This is a genomic window from Acidobacteriota bacterium (assembly GCA_020853395.1).
GTDB lineage: Bacteria > Acidobacteriota > Vicinamibacteria > Vicinamibacterales > SCN-69-37 > JADYYY01.
This window is the reverse complement of sequence record JADYYY010000002.1, coordinates 181,988-200,652: the sequence shown is the minus strand read 5'-3', so window position 1 is coordinate 200,652 and position 18,665 is coordinate 181,988. Positions and strand designations below refer to the sequence as shown.

At 69.3% G+C, this 18,665-nt stretch carries 18 protein-coding genes and 1 tRNA gene; 13 read left to right on the top strand and 6 right to left on the bottom strand.

Going from position 1 to position 18,665, the window contains the following annotated elements:
* The 9 genes from IT184_01440 to priA are packed head-to-tail and all read left to right on the top strand — an operon-like array spanning window position 1 to window position 10,052.
* Window positions 1-1,305, top strand: coding sequence for a UDP-glucose/GDP-mannose dehydrogenase family protein (locus IT184_01440; protein ID MCC7007458.1), 1,305 nt, complete (start codon window positions 1-3; stop codon window positions 1,303-1,305).
* Entirely contained in the window at window positions 1,302-2,330 is a 1,029-nt protein-coding gene (gene galE / locus IT184_01435; GenBank protein MCC7007457.1) for a UDP-glucose 4-epimerase GalE, read from the top strand. Before IT184_01440 ends, galE begins: the two co-directional genes overlap by 4 nt.
* Window positions 2,331-2,345: 15 nt before the next feature.
* Entirely contained in the window at window positions 2,346-4,106 is a 1,761-nt protein-coding gene (locus IT184_01430; GenBank protein MCC7007456.1) for an ATP-binding cassette domain-containing protein, read from the top strand.
* Window positions 4,107-4,143: 37 nt separating this feature from the next.
* Window positions 4,144-5,022, top strand: a complete 879-nt coding sequence (locus IT184_01425) for a YicC family protein (protein MCC7007455.1) — start codon at window positions 4,144-4,146, stop codon at window positions 5,020-5,022.
* The gene (gene gmk, locus IT184_01420) at window positions 5,012-5,680 is read left to right on the top strand and encodes a guanylate kinase (protein MCC7007454.1); all 669 of its coding nucleotides are present in this window, start codon (window positions 5,012-5,014) and stop codon (window positions 5,678-5,680) included. The genes IT184_01425 and gmk overlap by 11 nt, the downstream gene beginning before the upstream one ends.
* 2 nt (window positions 5,681-5,682) lie before the next feature.
* The gene (locus tag IT184_01415; GenBank protein MCC7007453.1) at window positions 5,683-5,877 is read left to right on the top strand and encodes a DNA-directed RNA polymerase subunit omega; all 195 of its coding nucleotides are present in this window, start codon (window positions 5,683-5,685) and stop codon (window positions 5,875-5,877) included.
* 2 nt (window positions 5,878-5,879) lie between these two features.
* Window positions 5,880-7,094 carry a bifunctional phosphopantothenoylcysteine decarboxylase/phosphopantothenate--cysteine ligase CoaBC gene (gene coaBC / locus IT184_01410; protein ID MCC7007452.1) on the top strand — a complete coding sequence of 405 codons (1,215 nt, stop codon included), beginning with the start codon at window positions 5,880-5,882 and terminating at the stop codon, window positions 7,092-7,094.
* Window positions 7,091-7,843, top strand: coding sequence for a uracil-DNA glycosylase (locus IT184_01405; GenBank protein MCC7007451.1), 753 nt, complete (start codon window positions 7,091-7,093; stop codon window positions 7,841-7,843). The genes coaBC and IT184_01405 overlap by 4 nt, the downstream gene beginning before the upstream one ends.
* Window positions 7,821-10,052, top strand: a complete 2,232-nt coding sequence (gene priA / locus IT184_01400; GenBank protein MCC7007450.1) for a primosomal protein N' — start codon at window positions 7,821-7,823, stop codon at window positions 10,050-10,052. Before IT184_01405 ends, priA begins: the two co-directional genes overlap by 23 nt.
* 99 nt (window positions 10,053-10,151) lie before the next feature.
* Here the strand turns inward: priA and IT184_01395 are convergent, their stop codons facing one another.
* Window positions 10,152-11,051 (bottom strand): site-2 protease family protein, encoded by a 900-nt coding sequence (locus IT184_01395; protein ID MCC7007449.1) that lies wholly within the window; start codon window positions 11,049-11,051, stop codon window positions 10,152-10,154.
* A gap of 68 nt (window positions 11,052-11,119) precedes the next feature.
* Window positions 11,120-11,401 (bottom strand): integration host factor subunit beta, encoded by a 282-nt coding sequence (locus IT184_01390; GenBank protein ID MCC7007448.1) that lies wholly within the window; start codon window positions 11,399-11,401, stop codon window positions 11,120-11,122.
* Window positions 11,402-11,496: 95 nt separating this feature from the next.
* Here IT184_01390 and der point away from each other — a divergent pair, with 95 nt between their 5' ends.
* The 3 genes from der to IT184_01375 all read left to right on the top strand — a co-directional run bounded on the left by der (window position 11,497) and on the right by IT184_01375 (window position 13,529).
* Window positions 11,497-12,849: a ribosome biogenesis GTPase Der gene (gene der / locus IT184_01385; GenBank protein ID MCC7007447.1), complete on the top strand. Its 1,353-nt coding sequence runs from the start codon at window positions 11,497-11,499 to the stop codon at window positions 12,847-12,849.
* A 27-nt stretch (window positions 12,850-12,876) separates the two neighbouring features.
* On the top strand, window positions 12,877-13,386 hold the full coding sequence (locus IT184_01380) for a MerR family transcriptional regulator (protein ID MCC7007446.1): 510 nt from the start codon (window positions 12,877-12,879) through the stop codon (window positions 13,384-13,386).
* 66 nt (window positions 13,387-13,452) lie between these two features.
* Window positions 13,453-13,529, top strand: a tRNA-Pro gene (locus IT184_01375).
* 115 nt (window positions 13,530-13,644) lie between these two features.
* Here the strand turns inward: IT184_01375 and IT184_01370 are convergent.
* Window positions 13,645-14,523, bottom strand: a complete 879-nt coding sequence (locus IT184_01370; protein MCC7007445.1) for a cycloisomerase — start codon at window positions 14,521-14,523, stop codon at window positions 13,645-13,647.
* Window positions 14,524-14,596: 73 nt separating this feature from the next.
* Here IT184_01370 and sthA point away from each other — a divergent pair, with 73 nt between their 5' ends.
* Entirely contained in the window at window positions 14,597-16,045 is a 1,449-nt protein-coding gene (sthA, locus tag IT184_01365) for a Si-specific NAD(P)(+) transhydrogenase (protein MCC7007444.1), read from the top strand.
* Here the strand turns inward: sthA and IT184_01360 are convergent.
* The 3 genes from IT184_01360 to IT184_01350 all read right to left on the bottom strand — a co-directional run bounded on the left by IT184_01360 (window position 16,035) and on the right by IT184_01350 (window position 18,660).
* Window positions 16,035-16,874 (bottom strand): hypothetical protein, encoded by an 840-nt coding sequence (locus IT184_01360; GenBank protein ID MCC7007443.1) that lies wholly within the window; start codon window positions 16,872-16,874, stop codon window positions 16,035-16,037. The two genes, sthA and IT184_01360, sit on opposite strands and share 11 nt — an antisense overlap.
* 79 nt (window positions 16,875-16,953) lie before the next feature.
* Window positions 16,954-18,279 (bottom strand): NapC/NirT family cytochrome c, encoded by a 1,326-nt coding sequence (locus IT184_01355; GenBank protein MCC7007442.1) that lies wholly within the window; start codon window positions 18,277-18,279, stop codon window positions 16,954-16,956.
* A gap of 18 nt (window positions 18,280-18,297) precedes the next feature.
* Window positions 18,298-18,660 (bottom strand): cytochrome c, encoded by a 363-nt coding sequence (locus tag IT184_01350; protein ID MCC7007441.1) that lies wholly within the window; start codon window positions 18,658-18,660, stop codon window positions 18,298-18,300.
* Window positions 18,661-18,665: the final 5 nt, after the last annotated feature.

The following is an 18,665-nucleotide window of genomic DNA, read 5'->3' as shown; positions in this document are numbered from 1 at the left end:
ATGAAGATAGCGGTCATCGGCACGGGGTACGTCGGGTTGGTCGTCGGCGCATGTTTCGCGGAAACCGGAAACGACGTCGTCTGCGTCGACAAGGATGCCGCGAAGATTCGTCTGCTCAAGCGGGGAAAGATTCCGATCTACGAGCCGGGTCTCGAAGAGCTGGTTCGGAAGAACTACGCCGAACGGCGGCTGGCGTTCTCGACGTCGCTCCCGGATGCCGTGAGGCGCGCGGACGTCGTGTTCCTCGCGGTCGGCACGCCGATGGGGGAAGACGGATCCGCCGATCTGCAGCACGTGCTGGCCGCGGCTCGCGATATCGGGCGGGCCATGAACGGCTACAAGATCGTGGTGGACAAGAGCACGGTGCCGGTCGGCACGTCCGAGCTGGTGCACGAGACCATCACGCGTGAGAGCACTCACGCATGCGCGGTGGTCAGCAACCCGGAGTTCCTCAAGCAGGGAGCGGCGGTCGAAGACTTCCTCAAGCCCGACCGCGTGGTCATCGGCACGACCGACCCCAAGGCGGCCGAGGCCATGCGCGACCTCTACCGGCCGTTCACGCGGACCGGTGCTCCGATCATGGTGATGGATCCGGCGAGCGCCGAGCTCTGCAAGTACGCGGCGAACGCCATGCTGGCGACGCGCATCTCGTTCATGAACGAGATCGCCAACGTCTGCGAACGGTTCGGCGCCGATGTGGACAAGGTGCGGCAGGCCATCGCGTCGGACAAGCGCATCGGTCCCGCGTTCCTGTTTCCGGGCGTCGGCTACGGCGGCAGTTGCTTCCCGAAGGACGTGCAGGCGATCGTCAAGTTCGCGTCGGACCGGAAGTACCGGTTCCGCATCCTCGAAGCCGTCGAGGGCGTCAACAAGCAGCAGAAGCTGAAGCTGCTCGAGTGGGTGGACCAGCATTTCGGGAAGAAGCGCCTGAGGGGCAAGACCGTCGGCGTCTGGGGCCTGTCGTTCAAACCGCGCACCGACGACATGCGCGAAGCGCCGGCCGTGCCGATCATCGAGGGGCTGTTGGCTCGCGGGGCGAAGGTCCGCGCGTTCGACCCGGAGGCGATGCCCGTCGCCCGGCGCATTTTCAAGAACCGGATTGCCTACGCGAAGAACGCCTACGACGCGCTCGCGGGCGCCGACGCCCTGCTGGTCGTGACCGAGTGGAACGAGTTTCGCGAGCCTGACTTCTCGAAGATGAAGCGGTTGCTCCGGACGCCGGTCATTTTCGACGGGCGCAATATCTTCGATCCGCAGCAGATCCGAGCACTCGGGTTCACCTACGCTTCGATTGGACGTCCATGAGTGTGGTCCTCGTCACGGGCGGCGCCGGATACGTCGGCAGCCATGCAGTGAAGCTCCTCGTCGCCGACGGCTATCAGGTCGTGGTGTACGACGACCTGTCGGCCGGCCACGAGCAGGCGATTGAACGCATCGCCGATCAATATCCAGCGCGATCCGTCTCGTTCGTCCAGGGCGACATCCTCGACGCCGGGGCGCTGGATCGCGCGATCGCCGCCTCGCGGCCCGAAGCGGTGATGCACTTCGCCGCCAGGCTGCTCGTCGGCGAGTCGGTGCGGGAGCCCTTCAAGTACTACCGGACGAACGTCGGCGGTACGCTCAACGTCCTCGAGGCCATGGCCCGGGCGGCCGTCTCGAGGTTCGTCTTCTCATCGACCTGCGCCACGTTTGGGGAGCCGCTGCACGAAACGCTCGACGAGGAGCACCCGCAGCGGCCCATCAACGCCTACGGCCAGACCAAGCTCGCCGTCGAGCACGCGCTGCCGCACATCGAGCGCGCGGCGGGCATCCGGTGGACCGCCCTGCGATACTTCAATGCCGCCGGCGCCGACCCCGATGGCTATCTTGGCGAGGATCACCAGCCGGAAGAGCACCTCATTCCGCGAGCCATTGCCGCCGTGCACGGCGGCGAGCGGCTCACCGTGTTCGGCGAGGACTACCCGACGCCGGACGGCACCTGCGTCCGTGACTACGTCCACGTGACCGACCTGGCGGAGGCCCACGTCGCCGCCCTCCGGCGCCTGGATGCGGGCGAGCCGTCCAGGGCCTACAATCTCGGCAGCGGAACGGGGATGTCCGTGCTCGAGGTGCTGAAGGCCGTCGAGAAGGCGGCGGGCCGGCCCGTCCCGCACGATCATGGGCCTCGGCGGCCGGGCGATCCGGCGCGGCTCGTCGCGGCGAGCGATCGGGCCGCGCGAGAGCTGGCGTGGCGCCCGAGGTTCGACCTCGACGAGATCGTCGGTACCGCCTGGCGCTGGCACGCGACACATCCCGATGGGTATGCGACGACGTCTGACGCGACGCGCTGAGCGCACGAGCCGGGAGTGACCTCGCTCCTCCGGCTGCTTCGTTACGCGCGGCCGTACCGGGGCCGGACGGCGATCGCGCTTCTCGCCATGGCGGTGTACGCGGTCGGCTCCGCCTACACGGCCTGGCTCATCAAGGACGTCCTCGACAGCCTGAACGAAGGCCACGTGCAGGCCGTCGCCCTCGTCGGCAGCCAGGTCGTGCTCGCGTACTTCCTCAAGGGCGTCGGCAGCTACGGCTCGACGTTTCTCATGGCGGACGTCGGCCAGCGCGTCGTGCGCGATCTCCGCAACGCGCTGCATCGCCACATCCTGGGCCAGTCGGCCGCGTTCTTCTCCGGCCGTTCGTCCGGCCAGCTCGTCTCGCTGATCACGAACGACGTCAACCAGGTGCAGACGACGGTCTCGGAGACGTTGGCGGACCTCGCGCGCGAGTCGCTGGCCGTCGTGGGGTTCGCCGGCTTGCTGTTCGTGCTCGACTGGCGACTGGCGCTCGTCGTGCTCGTCGCCGCGCCGCTCGTCGTCTATCCGCTCGTGCGTCTCGGGCAACGGGTCCGGCGAACGACACGGCGGGGGCAGCAGGATCTGGAAGCCGTGACGCACCTCGCGATGGAGAGCTTCGCCGGCCACCGCATCGTCAAGGCGTTCGGCGCGGAAGGGCGCGAGTCGACCCGCTTCGCCGCCGCGACCGAGCGGCTCTACCACACGAGCCTGCGGATCACGGCCTCGCTGGCCGGGCTTCCGCCGCTCATGGAGTTCATCGGCGGGATCGCGGCGGTCGGCGCGCTCTGGTACGGAACGAGCCGGGTGAACGAGGGCTCGCTCACCGGCGGGGAATTCGGGGCCTTTCTCGCGGCGGCGTTCATGATGTACCAGCCGGTCAAGAAGCTGAGCCGCGTGAACGCGAGCATCCAGCAGGCGATCGCGGCGTCCGAGCGCATCTTCGGGATGCTCGACACGCACACCGAGGTGCACGAGAAGCCGGGCGCGCTCGTGCTGCCGCGCATGCAGCGCAGCGTCGAGTTCCGCGACGTCGGGTTCGCGTACGGCGATCGCCCGGACGGGTTCGCGCTCCAGCACGCGTCGTTCGTCGTCCGCGGCGGCCAGGTCGTGGCGCTCGTCGGGCTGAGCGGTGCCGGCAAGACCACGCTCGTGAACCTGATTCCGAGGTTCTACGACGTGATCGAGGGCGCGATCCTCATCGACGGCATCGACATCCGCGACGTCACGCTGGCCTCGCTCCGCGGCCAGATTGCGCTCGTCACGCAGGAAACCGTGCTCTTCGACGACACGGTCGCCGCCAACATCGCGTACGGCCGGCCGGAGGCACCGCGCGCGGCCGTCGAAGCGGCGGCGCGCGCCGCCCACGCGCACGAGTTCATCCAGCAGCTTCCGGACGGCTACGAGGCACGGATCGGCGAGCGCGGGCAGCGGCTGTCTGGCGGACAGCGTCAGCGGCTCGCGATCGCGCGCGCGATCCTCAAGGATTGCCCGCTGCTGATCCTCGACGAAGCGACGTCCTCGCTCGACGCCGAGTCCGAGCTGCTCGTCCAGGACGCGCTCGCGAACCTGATGCGCAGCCGCACTACGTTCGTGATCGCGCACCGGCTGTCCACCGTTCGGCGCGCCGATCTCATCCTGGTGATCGAGGGCGGGTTCATCGTCGAATCCGGGACCCATGAGAAGCTGGTAGCGCGAGACGGCGGGGTCTACGCGAAGCTCCACGCGCTGCAGACCTTCGACGATGCGGACCGGGTGGTCGTGAGCGACGTGCGCTGAAGCGGCACGGGAGGAGCAAGCGGACGTGATTCGATCGATGACAGGGTTTGCAGCCGTGCGGCGCGAGACTCCACAGGACGCCGTGCAGGTGACGATCAAGTCGGTGAACCACCGATTCCTCGATGCCTTGATCAAGGCGCCGTCGGCGCTGGCGTCGATCGAGCCGACGTTGAAAGCCCTCGTCCAGCAGAAGCTGGCGCGCGGCCGGGTCGAGCTGAGCGTCGCGGCCGAGACGTCGACGCCGGTCGAGCGCGAGCTGGTGCTCGACGAGCGGCTCGTGGAGCGCGCTGCCGCGGCGTTCGAGCGTGCGCGGTCGCGCGGGGTAGCGGTCGGCCCGCTGACGGCGAGCGACGTGCTGCGGATTCCTCACGCCGTGGAGGTGCGCGTCCGGGCCGATGCCGCCGGGGGAGTCTCGGCCGCGCTCACTGCGCTCCTCGAGGCGGCCGTCATCGAAGCCGTCGACGCGCTCGTCAGGATGCGCGAGCAGGAGGGGGCGTACCTTGCGGCCGATCTCGCGGCGCGGCTCGAGACGCTCCAGACGTTCGTGAGCCAGATCGCGTCGGACGCCAAGGTGGCGCAGCAGCACCTGGAGCTGAAGCTGAGGGAGCGGCTCGCCGCGCTGCCTCCCGATCTGACCGGCGACAGCAGCGCGACCGCCCGCGAGATCGTCCGGTTCGTCGCGCGCTCCGACATCGACGAGGAGCTCGTCCGGATGGGGAGCCACTTCGATCATTGGCGCGCCCTCGTCGGCGCCGACGAGCCCTGCGGCCGCAAGCTGGATTTCCTCGTGCAGGAGATGAACCGCGAGCTCAACACGATCGGCTCCAAGGTCGAGGGCGCGTCCGCAACCCAGACGGTCGTCGCCGCCAAGGCGGAGCTGGAGCGCGTGCGCGAGCAGGTCCAGAATGTCGAATGAGCCGCCGGCCGCACGCGGGCTGCTGTTCGTCATCTCGGCGCCGTCCGGCACCGGGAAGACGACGGTGGTCGCCCGGCTGGTCGAGAGGTTTCCGCGGCTGCACCGGTCGCGCTCTTACACGTCGAGGGCGCCGCGCCCTGGAGAGGTCGAGGGCGTCGACTATAATTTCGTGAGCCGGCACGCGTTCGAGGAGATGATCCGCCGCGACGAGTTCCTCGAATGGGCGGACATCTTCGGGAATTTGTACGGCACGTCCCGGCGCGACACCGAAGCCGCGCTGGCGGCCGGCAACGACCTCGTGCTCGTCATCGACGTTCAGGGCGCCCGGCAGGTGCGGAGCCGGGCGGCCGAAGCGGTCGCCGTCTTCGTCCTGCCGCCGTCCTACGCAGTGCTCACGCGGCGCCTGCGCGGCCGGAATCAGGACTCGGAGACCGCGATCGAGTGCCGGCTCGCCGCGGCCCGGGCCGAAGTGGGCGCCGTCGACGAGTACGACTACGTCGTCGTCAACGACGATCTGGAGCGGTGCGTGGCCGAGATCGACGCCATCGTCACCGCGGAGCGCGCGCGGCGGTCGCGCCGGATCGACGTGATTCGCCGCATCGTGCAGACATTTGGCGTGCTGGAGCCGCCGGCCCCTGGCACGTCCGAGGAGCAGTGAAGATGGAGAGTTCGCGTCCGACCACCCGTCCGAGGAATTCGTTCGAGTTCGTCACCGTGGCGTCCGCCCGTGCGCGGCAGTTGCTGGAAGGCTGCGTGCCGAAGATCGAAGGGTCGCCCAAGCCGGCCCGTCGCGCTCTCCAGGAAGTGGCCGCCGGCAGGGTGACGAAGGTCGAGCCTCCATCGCCGTCGGCGTAGCCATGGCCTTCGTCGCGCTGGGCGTCACCGGCGGCATCGGCGCGTACAAGTCGGTCGAGGTCGCGCGGCTGCTGCAGAAGCGCGGACATCGCGTGCAGGCGATCCTCACGCGCTCGGCGCGGAAGTTCGTCGGTCCGCTGACGTTCGAAGCCATCACGCGCGAGCCGGTGATCACCAATCAGTTCGCGCCGGGCGCGAACGCGGCGATCGAACACATCGCGCTGGCGTCGGCCGCCGACCTGCTGCTCGTCGCCCCCGCCACGGCGCACACCCTCGCCCGGTTCGCGACCGGCCTGGCCGACGACTTCCTGTCGGCGTTCTTTCTCGCCACCCGCGCGCCTGTCGTCGTGGCCCCGGCGATGAACACGAACATGTGGCAGCACCCGGCCGTGCGAGCCAACGTCGAGACCTTGCAGGCGCGCGGCGTGCGGTTCGTCGAGCCCGGCGAGGGCTACCTGGCGTGCGGCTGGATCGGCCAAGGCCGGCTGGCTGAGCCTCAGGACATCGTCGCCGCCGTGGACCGTGTGCTCGCGACGCGCCGATCCCTGGAAGGACGACGCGTGCTCGTCACGGCCGGCCCAACGGTCGAGGATCTCGACCCGGTGCGCTTCATCGGCAACCGGTCGAGCGGCCGGATGGGCATCGCGCTCGCGAAGGCGGCGCAGGAGCGCGGCGCCGAGGTCGTGCTCGTGGCCGGTCCGACGGCGATGGCTCTGCCGGAAGCCGGCGAGGTCGTTCGCGTGCGCAGCGCCCACGAGATGCACGAGGCCGTGATGGCGAGAGCCGGCGCCGTGGATGCCGTGATCATGGCAGCCGCCGTCGCCGATTTCACGCCCGTGACACCATCGACCTCGAAGATCGAGAAGACGGACACCCTCACGATCGAGTTGCGCGGGACGCCCGACATCCTGGCCGATGTGAGCCGCCAGCGCGGCGACGCCCGGCGGCCGGTTCTCGTCGGGTTCGCCGCGCAGACGGGCGACCCCGTCGAGGCGGCTCGTCGCAAGCTCCTCTCGAAGCGGGTCGATCTCATCGTCGCCAACGACGTGACGGCGCCTGGATCCGGATTCGAGGTCGAGACCAACCAGGTGACGCTCGTGGCGCCCGATCACATCGAGGCGCTGCCGTTGATGAGCAAGATGGACGTGGCCCGCGCTCTCATGGATCGTCTCGAGAGGCTGCTGGCTGGCTCGCCGGCTGCCGTGCTGACCCGATGAACGATCGGCACGTGCTGGCAGAACATCTGCGCTGGTGCGCCGACCTCGGCGTGGCCGGGTTCTCACGCGATCGCACATGGCGCGAACGAGCGGAGGTCGAGACGACCACCGGTCATCAGGAGCAGGATGACGACGCCGGCTCGTCGGCTGGGACCGGTGCGCCTGGAGCGACGGCCGCGGACGTGGACAAGGCGCTCGCGCTGAAGGCCGTCCGCGACGATCTCGGCGACTGCACGCGCTGCGTGCTCCACCGGCTCGGCCGGCGGCAGGTCGTGTTCGGCACCGGCAATCCCGGCGCGCGGCTGATGTTCGTCGGCGAAGCGCCGGGAGCCGACGAAGACATCCAGGGCGAGCCGTTCGTCGGACGGGCCGGTCAACTGCTCACGAAGATCATCGAGGCGATCGGCCTGTCGCGCGGTGACGTGTACATCGCGAACGTCATCAAGTGCCGTCCGCCCGGCAATCGGAACCCCGAGCCGGTCGAGGTCGCGACCTGCCAGCCATTCCTGTTCCGGCAGATCGACATCGTGCAGCCCAAGGTCATCGTCGCGCTCGGCACGTTCGCGGCGCACACGCTGCTGCAGACCGACGCGCCGATCTCGCGGCTGCGAGGACGGATGTACGACTACCGCGGCGGCTCGAAGCTCATCCCGACGTTCCACCCGGCCTTCCTGCTGCGCAGCCCGGACAGGAAACGGGACGTCTGGGAGGACATGAAGCAGGTGCGTGCGCTCCTCGCCGCAGACTGACCGCGTCATCGCGGTCGCGGTGCCGGTGCCGGGGCTCGGGCTGCTCAGCTATCGCGTGCCCGAGGACGCCGCCATGCCGGTCAAGGGCGCCAGGGTCGAGGTGCCGATCGGCGGCCGGCGGGTCGTCGGGTGCGTTGTCGATGCTGCCGCGGCGCCGCCCGCAGAAGCCGCGCTCCGCGACGTGCGCGCCGTGCTCGACGCCGGCGCATTCCTCCCCGAGTCCATCGTCGACCTCGCGCTGTGGGTCGGGGAGTACTACGCGTCCGGGCCCGGTGATGCGCTGGCCGTGGCGATGCCACCCGCGGCGCGGCGTGAGGGCGGCCGCGCGTTCCGCACGGCCTCCATCGTCACGCTCCACGGCGATGCCGACGGTCCGCTCGCCGGCGCGCGACAGCGTCAGGCGATCGACATCCTGCGGCAACAGCCGGCAGGACTATCACTGGCCGCGCTGGCACGCGCGGGTGTGACATCGGCGACGATTCGCACGCTCGTGCGTCGCGGGCTCGCGTCCGTCCGTTCCGAGGTCGTGGAACGCGACCCGTTCCAGGCCGCCTCAGCGGAAGACGACGGCCCGTGGGCCATTCGCGCGGACGTCGATTCCAACCGCCGGCTGACGGAGGAGCAGGCTGGCGCGCTCGCCGAGTTGACCGCCGCGGCCGATCGCCGCGCGTTCCACGTGTCGGTCCTCCACGGCGTGACGGGCAGCGGCAAGACCGAGATCTACGTCCGTCTCGCGGCCCACCTGCTCGCCGGCGGCCGCCGCGTGCTCGTGCTGGTGCCCGAGATTGCGCTGACCCCTGCGCTCGCCGGCCTCTTTCGCACGCGCTTCGGCCCGCGCGTCGCGATCCAGCACAGCGGGCTCTCCAGCGGCGAACGCCACGATCAGTGGCACCGGATCCGGCGCGGCGATGTCGACATCGTGGTCGGCACCCGGTCGGCCGTGTTCGCGCCGCTCGATCGGCTCGGCGCGATCGTCGTCGACGAGGAGCACGAAGGCTCGTACAAGCAGGACGAGGTGCCGCGCTATCACGCTCGCGACGTCGCCGTCGTCCGCGCCAGGATGGAGCGCACGCTCGTCGTGCTCGGCTCGGCGACGCCGTCGCTCGAGTCGATGGCCAACGTCCGCGCTGGACGGTACGCGATCGTGCGTCTGACGCGCCGCGTCCTGGACCGGCCGCTCGCGGCGGTCCGCGTGGTGGACATGCGCCGCGAGGTCGCCCGGCAGGGGACGATGGTCACGTTCAGCCAGGCGCTGTTGGACGGGCTCGCCGCCAGGTTGGCGCGGCGCGAGCAGTCGCTCGTGCTCTTGAACCGGCGCGGGTTCGCCACGGTGATCTTCTGCCGCCAGTGCGGCGCCTCGCTCGAGTGCCCGCACTGCAGCGTGAACCTCACGTATCACCGCGCCGCGCGCCGCGCGCGGTGCCACTACTGCAACTACGGCGCGGCCGTTCCGACAAACTGCGGGCAGTGCGGCGGCGAGTTCCTCGAGCACTCCGGGTTCGGCACGGAGCGTCTGCACGCCGACCTGCAGGCGCAGTTCCCGGGCACGCGCATCGTGCGCGTCGATCGGGACACGATTCGGCGCCGTGGCGCCGTCGCGCGCGTGCTGCGCTCGGTCGCGCTCGGCGAGGTCGACATCCTCATCGGCACGCAGATGATCGCCAAGGGGCACGACTTCCCGGCGGTCACGCTCGTCGGCGTCGTCTCGGCCGACGTCGGCCTCGGGCTCGCCGATTTCCGCGCGAGCGAGCGGACGTTTCAACTGCTCACGCAGGTGGTCGGCCGCGCCGGCCGCGGCGAGATCGCCGGCGAAGCCATCGTGCAGACGCTCTATCCGGAGCACTACAGCGTCGTCGCAGCGGCGCATCAGGACTACGCTGCGTTTCTGGAGCGTGAGCTCGAGTTCCGCCGGGCGCTCGAGTACCCGCCGGCGGTGTCGCTCATCAACGTGGTGGTCAAGGGGCGGACGCTCGACGCCGCGATGCGCGATGCGGCGGACGTGGCGAACCGCACGCGGCAGGCCGGCGCGCGGGTGCTCGGTCCGGCGCCCGCGCCCGTGTCGAAGGTGAAAGACGAGTACCGTGTGCAGTTCTTCGTGAAGGGCACCCACCGGGCCGCGATGCGACGGGCGGTCCAGACCGCTCTCGACGCGCGCGCCGATCTCCGCCGGCGCGTCGTCGTCGACGTCGATCCGGTCTCCGTGCTCTGATGCTTGCGTGGACCCTGGGTCCCTTGGGCATTGCGCTGTGAGGGCTCGACGGCCGGAGTCGGCGCGTGCGGCATGCCGACAGGCCCAAGCGAAGGGCCGCTACTGGAGTATCTCGATCGGGACGGGCGTGAAGCAGATGACGAAGACGAACGCCGCGAGGAGCGCGACCACCTGCCGGCGGCGATCGAGCGGCTCGTGCTCGTCCACGATGCGTGGATGGCGGAAGCCGAAGATGAAGGCCATCACCGTCATCATCACGGCCATCGAGACCCAGCTCGAGGAACCGAAGGCCAGCGCCACCACGCCGCCGAGCGTCAGCGCCGAGAGGAGCGTGGCCCGGCGGCCGACGCTCGCGTACATGATGTGACCGCCGTCGAGCTGACCGAACGGCAGCAGGTTGAGCGCCGTCGCGAGCATGCCCCACCATGCGGCCAACCCGACGGGATGGACGTACACGTCCTGACCGTCGGGCAGCACCCCGAAATGTAACCACTCGAGGCACTTCCAGAGCAGCGGTTCGCCGAGGGTGAGGCCGCCGTCGCCAGCCGGGCCGACGTGCGACATCGTGATGCCCCAATAGAGCAGCGGGACCAGCACGACGAAGCCGCCGAGCGGCCCGGCGACGCCGATGTCGAAGAGCGCCCGCTTCGATGGGAACGCCTCGCGAATCCGAATCACGGCGCCGAAGGTCCCCGTCAACGGCAGCGGGGCCGGCAGGAAGTAGGGCAACGTCGCGTCGACGTCGTGATGCCGGCACGCGAAGTAGTGCCCGAACTCGTGCGCGCTGAGGATCAGCAGGACCGGGATGGAGTACCAGAGGCCGTTGAGGAAGACCGGCCACGTGAACAGCGGCAACGGGTTGAGGCCGGCGAACAGCGCCATCCAGGCGGGCGTGAACGACGTCGTGAACAGCGTGAGCAGGAAGAAGACGAGATGCCGGCCGTACGGGTGCTGGAACTTCCGCCGGCGCACTGGAATCCAGGCGAAGGGGTCGGGCACGCCGGGCGATCCTGGGGAACCGTCCCACGACGGAAGGCGACGTTCGGGCTCGGACTGCCTGAAGTCCGTCACTCCGGTGGACCGCCGATGTTCTGGAGCTCCTTGCCCGGCTTGAACCGGATCGTCCGTCCAGGGGGAATCCGCACTTCCTTCCCGGTCCGTGGATTTCGGCCGATGCCGCGCTTGCGAGGTTTGACCTGGAACACGCCGAAGCCGCGCAGCTCGATCCGCTCGCCGCGCATCATGGACGCGCGCATGGCGTCGAACACCGCGTCGACCGCCAGTTCAGCCTTGACTTTGGTGATGTCGGCGAGCCGCGACACTTCGTTGACGATATCGACCTTGATCATGAGCCAGGACGCCGGAATCCTTGTAAGTGACGATAAAGAAACATACTTAGCCTGTCAAGTCGCGCCCCTCTCGCTTGTGGCGTACACTGCGGGCGATGGCGCGCCGCCCGCAGGGCCCCAGCGTGGTGCTGGTCGGCCGACCGAACGTCGGCAAATCTACGCTCTTCAACCGGATTACCGGCAGGCGCCGCTCGATCGTGGCGCCGGTCGCGGGCACGACGCGGGACGTCATCGAAGCGGCGGCCGCCTGGAAGGACCGTCCGTTCACGCTCGTCGACACCGGCGGGCTGTTCGGTGCGACCACCGACCCGCTTCACGACCAGGTCGTCGAGCACGGTCTCAAGGCGCTGGCTGCGGCGGACCTGGTCGTCTTCGTGCTCGATGCGCGCGAGGGCCTCGTACCGGGCGACGAGGAGATCGCCCGCCGGCTGCGTGCGGAAGGTAAGCCGGTGCTCCTGGCGATCAACAAGACCGACGACCGGCGCTCGCAGGGGAACGTGGTCGACTTCTACCGGATGGGATTCGAGCCGGCGTTCGAGATCTCCGCCGAGCACGGCCACGGCGTGTACGAACTGCTCGATGAGGTCGGAAGCCGCCTCCCGGCGGCGTCCCGGCATGCCGCCGAGGCGGCGCCCGACGACACGGCGATCGCCATCGTCGGCCGTCCGAACGTTGGCAAGTCATCGCTCGTGAACCGCCTGCTGCGCGAACAGCGGATGATGGTCAGCGACCTGCCCGGCACGACCAGGGACGCCGTCGAGTCGGTGCTGCGCTGGCGGAAACGTCAGTTCCGCGTGCTCGACACGGCGGGCATCCGCCGCCCAGGGCGCGTGGCCGCTGCCGGTCAGGTCGAGGCGGTCAGCGTCGTGCTCTCCAGGCGCGCCATGGCGGCGGCCGACGTCGTCGTGCTCGTCATCGACGCGACCGAAGGGGCGAGCGATCGTGACGGTGCCATCGCGGGCGAGGCCGAAGCGGCCGGTTGCGGGATCGTCATCGCCGTCAACAAGTGGGACCTCGTGCGAGGCCGCGGGCAGGACTGGGTGCGCGCCTTCGACGACCGGCTGCGGTTCCAGTTGAAGTTCCTCGAGTACGCGCCGATCGTGCACATCTCGGCGCTGACCGGCGAGCACACGCCGCGGCTCATGGAGCTCGTCGACGAGGTGGCGGAGGCCCGAAAACGGCGCGTCTCGACGGCCGACCTGAACCGGTTCCTCGAGACCGTCACCACGGCGCACCCTCCGACGAGCAAGGGCAGCAGGGAAGTGCGCATCCTCTACGGCGCGCAGACGGGCACCGAACCGCCGACGTTCGTGCTCTTCACGAACGTCGCCACGGAGTTCCATTTCTCGTACGAACGCTTCCTCGTCAACCAGCTCAGGGAGGCCTTCGGCTTCGTCGGGACGCCGATCCGGCTGAAAGTCCGCCGCAGAACCCGCACGAAGGCGTAGTCCGGCTTGTTATACTCGGCCGCGCACGTGGACGGCGTCGAGATTCCGAACCGACCGGTCTTCAGAGCGCAGGAAGTTTGCGAGCTCGCCGGGCTGCAGCCGTACGTGTTGCGCACCTGGGAAGCCGAGTTCCCCGACCTCGGCGTGTCGAAGACGTCCCAGGGGCCGCGTCTCTATCGACGCGGCGACGTCGAACGCGTCCTGCTCATCAAGCGGCTGCTGTTCGTGGACGGGCTGACGCTCGCCGGCGCGCGCCGCCGCATGGCCGAGGAAGGGCTGCTGCCGCAGGCGGCGCCCGACGCCGACGCCGACATGTCGGCGCTCGCCGACGAAGCGCTCCGGCAGGAACTGCAGCAGGTGCGCCGCGATCTGCACTGGATGCTGAACGTGCTGTCCGGCGGTGCCGGGCTCGCCGGCGATGCGCCGGATGCCAGCGAACCCCGGCCGGCGCGCTCCGCTGAGCGCGGGCGGGTCAGACCTCACGCGAAAGCCAAGCCTGCCAGCCGAACAGCGAAGGCCAAGGTGTCGCGCCGATGAGCCCGATGTGCCCGACGTCGGATGCGATCCGTCCACGCGTGGGATAAGATCAATGGGTTCGTGGGTCGGGATGTAGCGCAGCCTGGTAGCGCACTTGACTGGGGGTCAAGGGGTCCCGAGTTCGAATCTCGGCATCCCGACCAATAAACACGGGCCTGATTCGACGTCGTCGATCGGGCCGTTGTCGTTCATCGGCCCCGATGTGGGTCCAAGCGCCCTGGGTTTCAGCCGTACGGCGAGCCTGGGTACAGCGTCGCGTCAGGAACCCGGCGCGGCCTTCGTCATTCGAAACACGCGGACCTTGTTGCCGCCTCCCGCGCGGCGCTCCTCCGCGGTCGCCCGGAACGTCGTGTACAACACGCCGGGCGACGTGCGATCCCAGGCCAGTCCCTGTCCGCGAATCGGCAGCGGCACGATGTCCGCCAGCTCGAGCACGGAGCCGGCCTTGGGCAGGCGCATCCGGTAGACCTCCGCCGGATCGTGACCCGTCAGGTAGAGCCACCCGTCCGGACCCCACGAGCCCCCCGAATTGCTCATCACGCCGAGACGGCTCAGCACGGCCTTCGGCAGGACCCAGCCTTCGAGCATGCGGAAGTCGGACGTGAACTTGATCAACTGCGTCGCCGCCGTGCGGCCGTACGGCGCGCCGTCGGGCCCGACCGGCTGATCGTAGTTCGCGAACGTCATCCACCAGGCACCGTCGTGGAAGTCGGCCCAGGTGAGCGAGCCCCAGTTGATGCCGAAACTACGGCTTCCGATGTGGGCCAGGCTGGCCGCGTCCCAGATCTCGAGCGAGCTCGTCATCGGCCACTGCGGGTAGTTCGAGTGGGCCGCATACAGCCGCCCATCCAGAACGACCGCGCCGTCCAAGTGCGTGATCGGCCCGTCGGCTTCTTCCTGCCAGCGCGCGCGGCGGGTCCCCGTCCGCTTGTCGTACCTCGCGATCGCGCGGCTGTCCACCGCGTAGAACGAATCGCGATCGACCGCGACGCCCTGTCCTGCCTCCGGCGCGGCGAATTCGGCGACCAGCGTGAAGGACGCGGCTTGCGCGCGAGCGGGCGGCTGGCCGACGGCCAGCAGCGCGAGCGCTGGACACGCGACGGCGAGAAGCGACGCGGCGAGAGACCGGCGCATCATCGTGGGCGCGGCGATTGTACTGCGCCAGGCGATCGCCAGAGCCCGATACAATGCAGGGCGCGAGGGACCATCGATGTCGCACTACGACGTCGTCGTGCTCGGGTGCGGGCCGGCGGGAGAGAGAGCCGCCATCCAGGCGGCGCGGGCGCAGAAGCGCGTCGCCGTGATCGAGCGTGCGCACGCCGTCGGCGGAAACCGGGTCAACTGGGGCACCTTGCCGTCCAAGACCCTTCGTGAGAGCGCAGTCTTCTTCTATCAGCTCACGAGGCACCGGCTTCACGGCATCCGCTACGACGTCGGGCCCGAGCTGACGGTGGCGGACTTCATGTTCCGCGAGCGCACCGTCGTGCAGCAGGAGCTCGAGTCGATCAACGAATCGCTCCGGCGATACGGCGTCGAGGTGATCAAGGGCCATGGCCGGTTCGCCGGTCCCGGCGCCATCGCCGTCACGCCGCCGGGCGGCGCCGAGACGCGCTCGGTCACCGCCGGTGTCTTCGTCATCGCGACCGGCTCCCGTCCGAACCGGCCCGACGACGTGCCGTTCGACGGCGAGACCGTGTTCGACTCCGAAACCATCTTGCACCTGCCGCGCATGCCGAGGACGATGACGGTTCTCGGCGCGGGCGTGGTCGGCGTCGAGTACGCGAGCATCTTCGCGGCGCTGGGCATCGCGGTCACGCTCGTCGATACGCGCGATCGGCTGCTGCCATACCTCGACCGCGAGATCGTCGGCGCGCTGACGACCGAGCTGCAACGGCTCGGCATCACGTTCATCTCGTCGGATCGCTACGCGCGCATCGATCGGATCGGCGGCACACCCCCGCGCGTGCGGTGTTCGACCCAGTCCGGCCGCGAGCTCGAGGCGGACGTGCTGCTGTACTGCGTCGGCCGTGACGGCAATACGAACGACCTGGGCCTTGGCACGTTGGGCATCGTGCCGGGCAAGTACGGGCTGCTGACGGTGAACGAGCACTACCAGACCACGCACCCGCACATCTACGCCGTCGGAGACGTAATCGGCTACCCGGCGCTCGCCAGCACCTCGATGGAGCAGGGACGGCAGGCCATGCGGCACGCGCTCGGCATTCCCGGGCCAAAGGGCCGCAGCAAGGTGCTGCCGTTCGCGATCTACTCGATCCCCGAAGTGGCCTACATCGGGGAGACGGAGGAAGCGATGATCGCGAACGGGACCGACCACGTCATCGGCCGGGCTCAGTACGAGAAGAACCCGCGCGGGCAGATCCTCGGAGAATCGGGCGGCATGCTCAAGCTGATCTTCGAGCGGCCGGCGCTCAAGCTGGCCGGCACGCACCTCGTGGGGAGCGGCGCGAGCGAGCTCGTGCACATCGGCGAGGCGTTTCTGAGGTCAGGGGCGTCGGCTCACGACATCGCGGAGATGCCGTACAACTACCCGACGCTGTCGGACATGTACCGGCATGCCGCGCTCAAGGCGCTGGCCGAAGAGCAACGGCGGAGCCTTGCCGAACGTGCGCGGGACGCGGCCGCGCCTGCTACGAGCTGACGATCCGGTCCTGCGCCCATCGCGCGAGCCTCGCCATGCCGCGCTTCCAGCGGGACGACCACCGCGTGCGCTCTCGTTGGGCGTCGATCAAGCGCCGGAGATAGTCGCTGCCGTGTTGCGGCGACACGGCGGGCGTGCCGGGCAGGTCCCAGGCATCCTCGAACCCGAACGTCCGCATCACGCCGGCAAGGTCCGGGCGGAAGTGCGCGACGTCTTCCGGCGTGAACCAGTTGCGCCAGTCGCCCGTGCCCTTCGTGCGTTCCACGCGCCGGAGCGAGGGCGGCACCGTGACTCGATGGGCGACGGAGACACCGAGGTAGTCGGCGAGGGCCTCGGTGCGGCCCGCCAGGAAGTCGTCGTAGCGGACCCTGAAGAAGCCGGGGTCCTCCTCGAGATGACGGCAACAGAGGGCGTACCGCTCGCCGAGCACGGCGCGATGGTCCGCGCGGGTGATGCGCTCGACCGCCTCGGAGATGCGCCGAAACGGCACGCTCCGGCCGTCCCGCTCCTTCTGCGCCAGCAGATCGAGCAGGGAGGTGGCCTCCGCGTCGGTCAGCGGCCTCGGGTGGTTGTACACGGCGTACAGCACGAAGCTGACGAGCTGGTCGCGAGGATCCCTGAGGATGACGACCTTGCGGTCGAAGCCACGAAACGAGCGCCAGTTCACGCCGCGCTGCGCGAGGATCTTGGCCAGCACGTGCGTGGCCGATGTCGGACGATACGTCGTCGGCTCGAAGAGATAGCGCGTGCCGGGCGGCATGCCTGCACGAACCGCGTAGAAGAGGGCCGTCGTCCCGGACTTGCCGAGGCCTCCGATTACGGCGTGCATAGGGCGCGCGAACGACGTTCCCTACGCCCGGTGACCATGCGGCCTCTGCGAGGCGCGCGTGCGGCGATGCGTGCGCCCGCTACTGCTCGAGATGGCAGAGATCGCAATCCTGTCGCACCACCTTGGGCTCGGCGTCCTTCGTCTTGTGCTCGTCGGTATGACAGCGGAAGCAGCCCGTGTCGTCGATGTGGAAGAGCTGGTTCGTGTACGTGTCCCACGTGACGTTCATGCGAGGGAACACGTGCTCGGAGTAGAGCCGGATCGCCACCGCCACCGCCTGCTTCGCCGCGGGGCTCGTGCCGAACTTCTCGGTGAGCCTGGCGGCGATGGCCTGCCTCGCGTCCGTGCCGGCGGGGTACTCCGCGCCGAGCGCCTCGACCATCTCGCTCCGGGCGAACGGCAGGGCCGTGTCGATCTCGCGGCGCACGATCGCCTGGTCGACGACCTGGGCCGGCGTCTGGGCCAGCGTGTGTGCCGGCCTGTTGTGGCAGTCGACGCAGTCCATGCGGACGAGCGGCCGACCCTGCGGGGGCGCCGTGACGCCCTCCGCGAAGTACTCGGTCACCTTGCCGTTCTCGGTGACCTTGACGTACGGAATGGTCTTCAGGTCGTCGGCTTCAGCGGCGAACTCGACGACGACGTCCGGCCTGGCGTGCCAGTGGTTCTTGCCCGTGTACATCAGGAGCGTGGTGGTGATCTCGCTGCTGGTCTCGTTGTCTTTGTGCTCGCGGAAGACGCGCTGCACGGTGCGGTCCGGCGCCACGGGCGCATGACAACGGTTGCAGGTCTGGCCAGGCACCGGCATCCGCTCGCGCGGCGACGGGATGGGCCGGTGATAGTTGCCGGTGATCACGCCCCAGAGCTGCCTGGTGCCGTTCATCTTCGCCGTCACGGCGCCGCTCACGCCGGGGCCGACGTGGCACGCGACGCAGTCCACCCGCGAGTGGGCGTTCTGCTCGTGCGCGGTGGCCTCGGGCTCCATGGGCACGTGGCAGAGTCCCCCGCAGAACTCGTTGGACTCGGAGTAGTGGACGAGACCGACGCCCGCCACCGACACGATGGCGAGATTGATGATCGTCAATCCTGCGATCGCCACGAGCACCGTGCGCGTGCGGGCGTCCGAAAGATCGATCGCGGGCCATCGCCAGGCGGCGCGCCCGCGGCGCCGGCGGCGTCCTTCGATCCCGATGCCAATCGGGATCAGCAGCAGACCGAAGAGAAAGCACGCCGGAGCGAACACGAAGCCGAACAGCCCGGCGTAGGGCGACGCCAGCAGGCCGAACTGCTCGAGCGCCACGTAGGCGCAGAACGCGATGACGCTCAGCGTCGTGAGCCACGCGCCGGCGATCGAGACCGGATTGCGGGCGAGCCTCGGCACCGAGTCTCGGGCGTCGTCTGGCGTCATCGCGTCCTCGTCTGGCCGCTACTTCTTCGTCAACGTGCGCAGGTAGGCGACCAGCGCGTCGACTTCGGCCGGCTCGATGTTCTTCGTCTTCAGCGCGTTGGCCATCGAGTCGGTGCCCTTGGGCGGCTTCTCGAGCTTCGCCTCCATCTCGGCTGGATGCGTGAGCCACTGCCGGATCTCCGTGGGAGAGAGCTTGGCGCCGACGCCGTCGAGCGGGCCCTTCTTGCTGCCCTTGCCGCCGATCATGTGGCACTTGTCGCACTTGTACGTGGCGTACAGCTTCTTGCCCTGATCGACGAGCTTCGGATCGGGCGCCTGGCCGAAGACCGTGCCGCCGGTCAGGGCCACGGCCACCGCAACTGCTCCCAGTGTTCGCGTCATGTCGT

Excerpts from the sequence above, each read along its gene's own strand:
- IT184_01440 (MCC7007458.1), top strand. The coding sequence starts at position 1 with ATGAAGATAGCGGTCATCGGCACGGGGTACGTCGGGTTGGTCGTCGGC.
- galE (MCC7007457.1), top strand. The coding sequence starts at position 1,302 with ATGAGTGTGGTCCTCGTCACGGGCGGCGCCGGATACGTCGGCAGCCAT.
- IT184_01425 (MCC7007455.1), top strand. The coding sequence starts at position 4,144 with ATGACAGGGTTTGCAGCCGTGCGGCGCGAGACTCCACAGGACGCCGTG.
- gmk (MCC7007454.1), top strand. The coding sequence starts at position 5,012 with ATGTCGAATGAGCCGCCGGCCGCACGCGGGCTGCTGTTCGTCATCTCG.
- IT184_01415 (MCC7007453.1), top strand. The coding sequence starts at position 5,683 with ATGGAGAGTTCGCGTCCGACCACCCGTCCGAGGAATTCGTTCGAGTTC.
- coaBC (MCC7007452.1), top strand. The coding sequence starts at position 5,880 with ATGGCCTTCGTCGCGCTGGGCGTCACCGGCGGCATCGGCGCGTACAAG.
- IT184_01405 (MCC7007451.1), top strand. The coding sequence starts at position 7,091 with ATGAACGATCGGCACGTGCTGGCAGAACATCTGCGCTGGTGCGCCGAC.
- IT184_01390 (MCC7007448.1), bottom strand. The coding sequence starts at position 11,401 with ATGATCAAGGTCGATATCGTCAACGAAGTGTCGCGGCTCGCCGACATC.
- der (MCC7007447.1), top strand. The coding sequence starts at position 11,497 with ATGGCGCGCCGCCCGCAGGGCCCCAGCGTGGTGCTGGTCGGCCGACCG.
- IT184_01370 (MCC7007445.1), bottom strand. The coding sequence starts at position 14,523 with ATGATGCGCCGGTCTCTCGCCGCGTCGCTTCTCGCCGTCGCGTGTCCA.
- sthA (MCC7007444.1), top strand. The coding sequence starts at position 14,597 with ATGTCGCACTACGACGTCGTCGTGCTCGGGTGCGGGCCGGCGGGAGAG.
- IT184_01360 (MCC7007443.1), bottom strand. The coding sequence starts at position 16,874 with ATGCACGCCGTAATCGGAGGCCTCGGCAAGTCCGGGACGACGGCCCTC.
- IT184_01355 (MCC7007442.1), bottom strand. The coding sequence starts at position 18,279 with ATGACGCCAGACGACGCCCGAGACTCGGTGCCGAGGCTCGCCCGCAAT.
- IT184_01350 (MCC7007441.1), bottom strand. The coding sequence starts at position 18,660 with ATGACGCGAACACTGGGAGCAGTTGCGGTGGCCGTGGCCCTGACCGGC.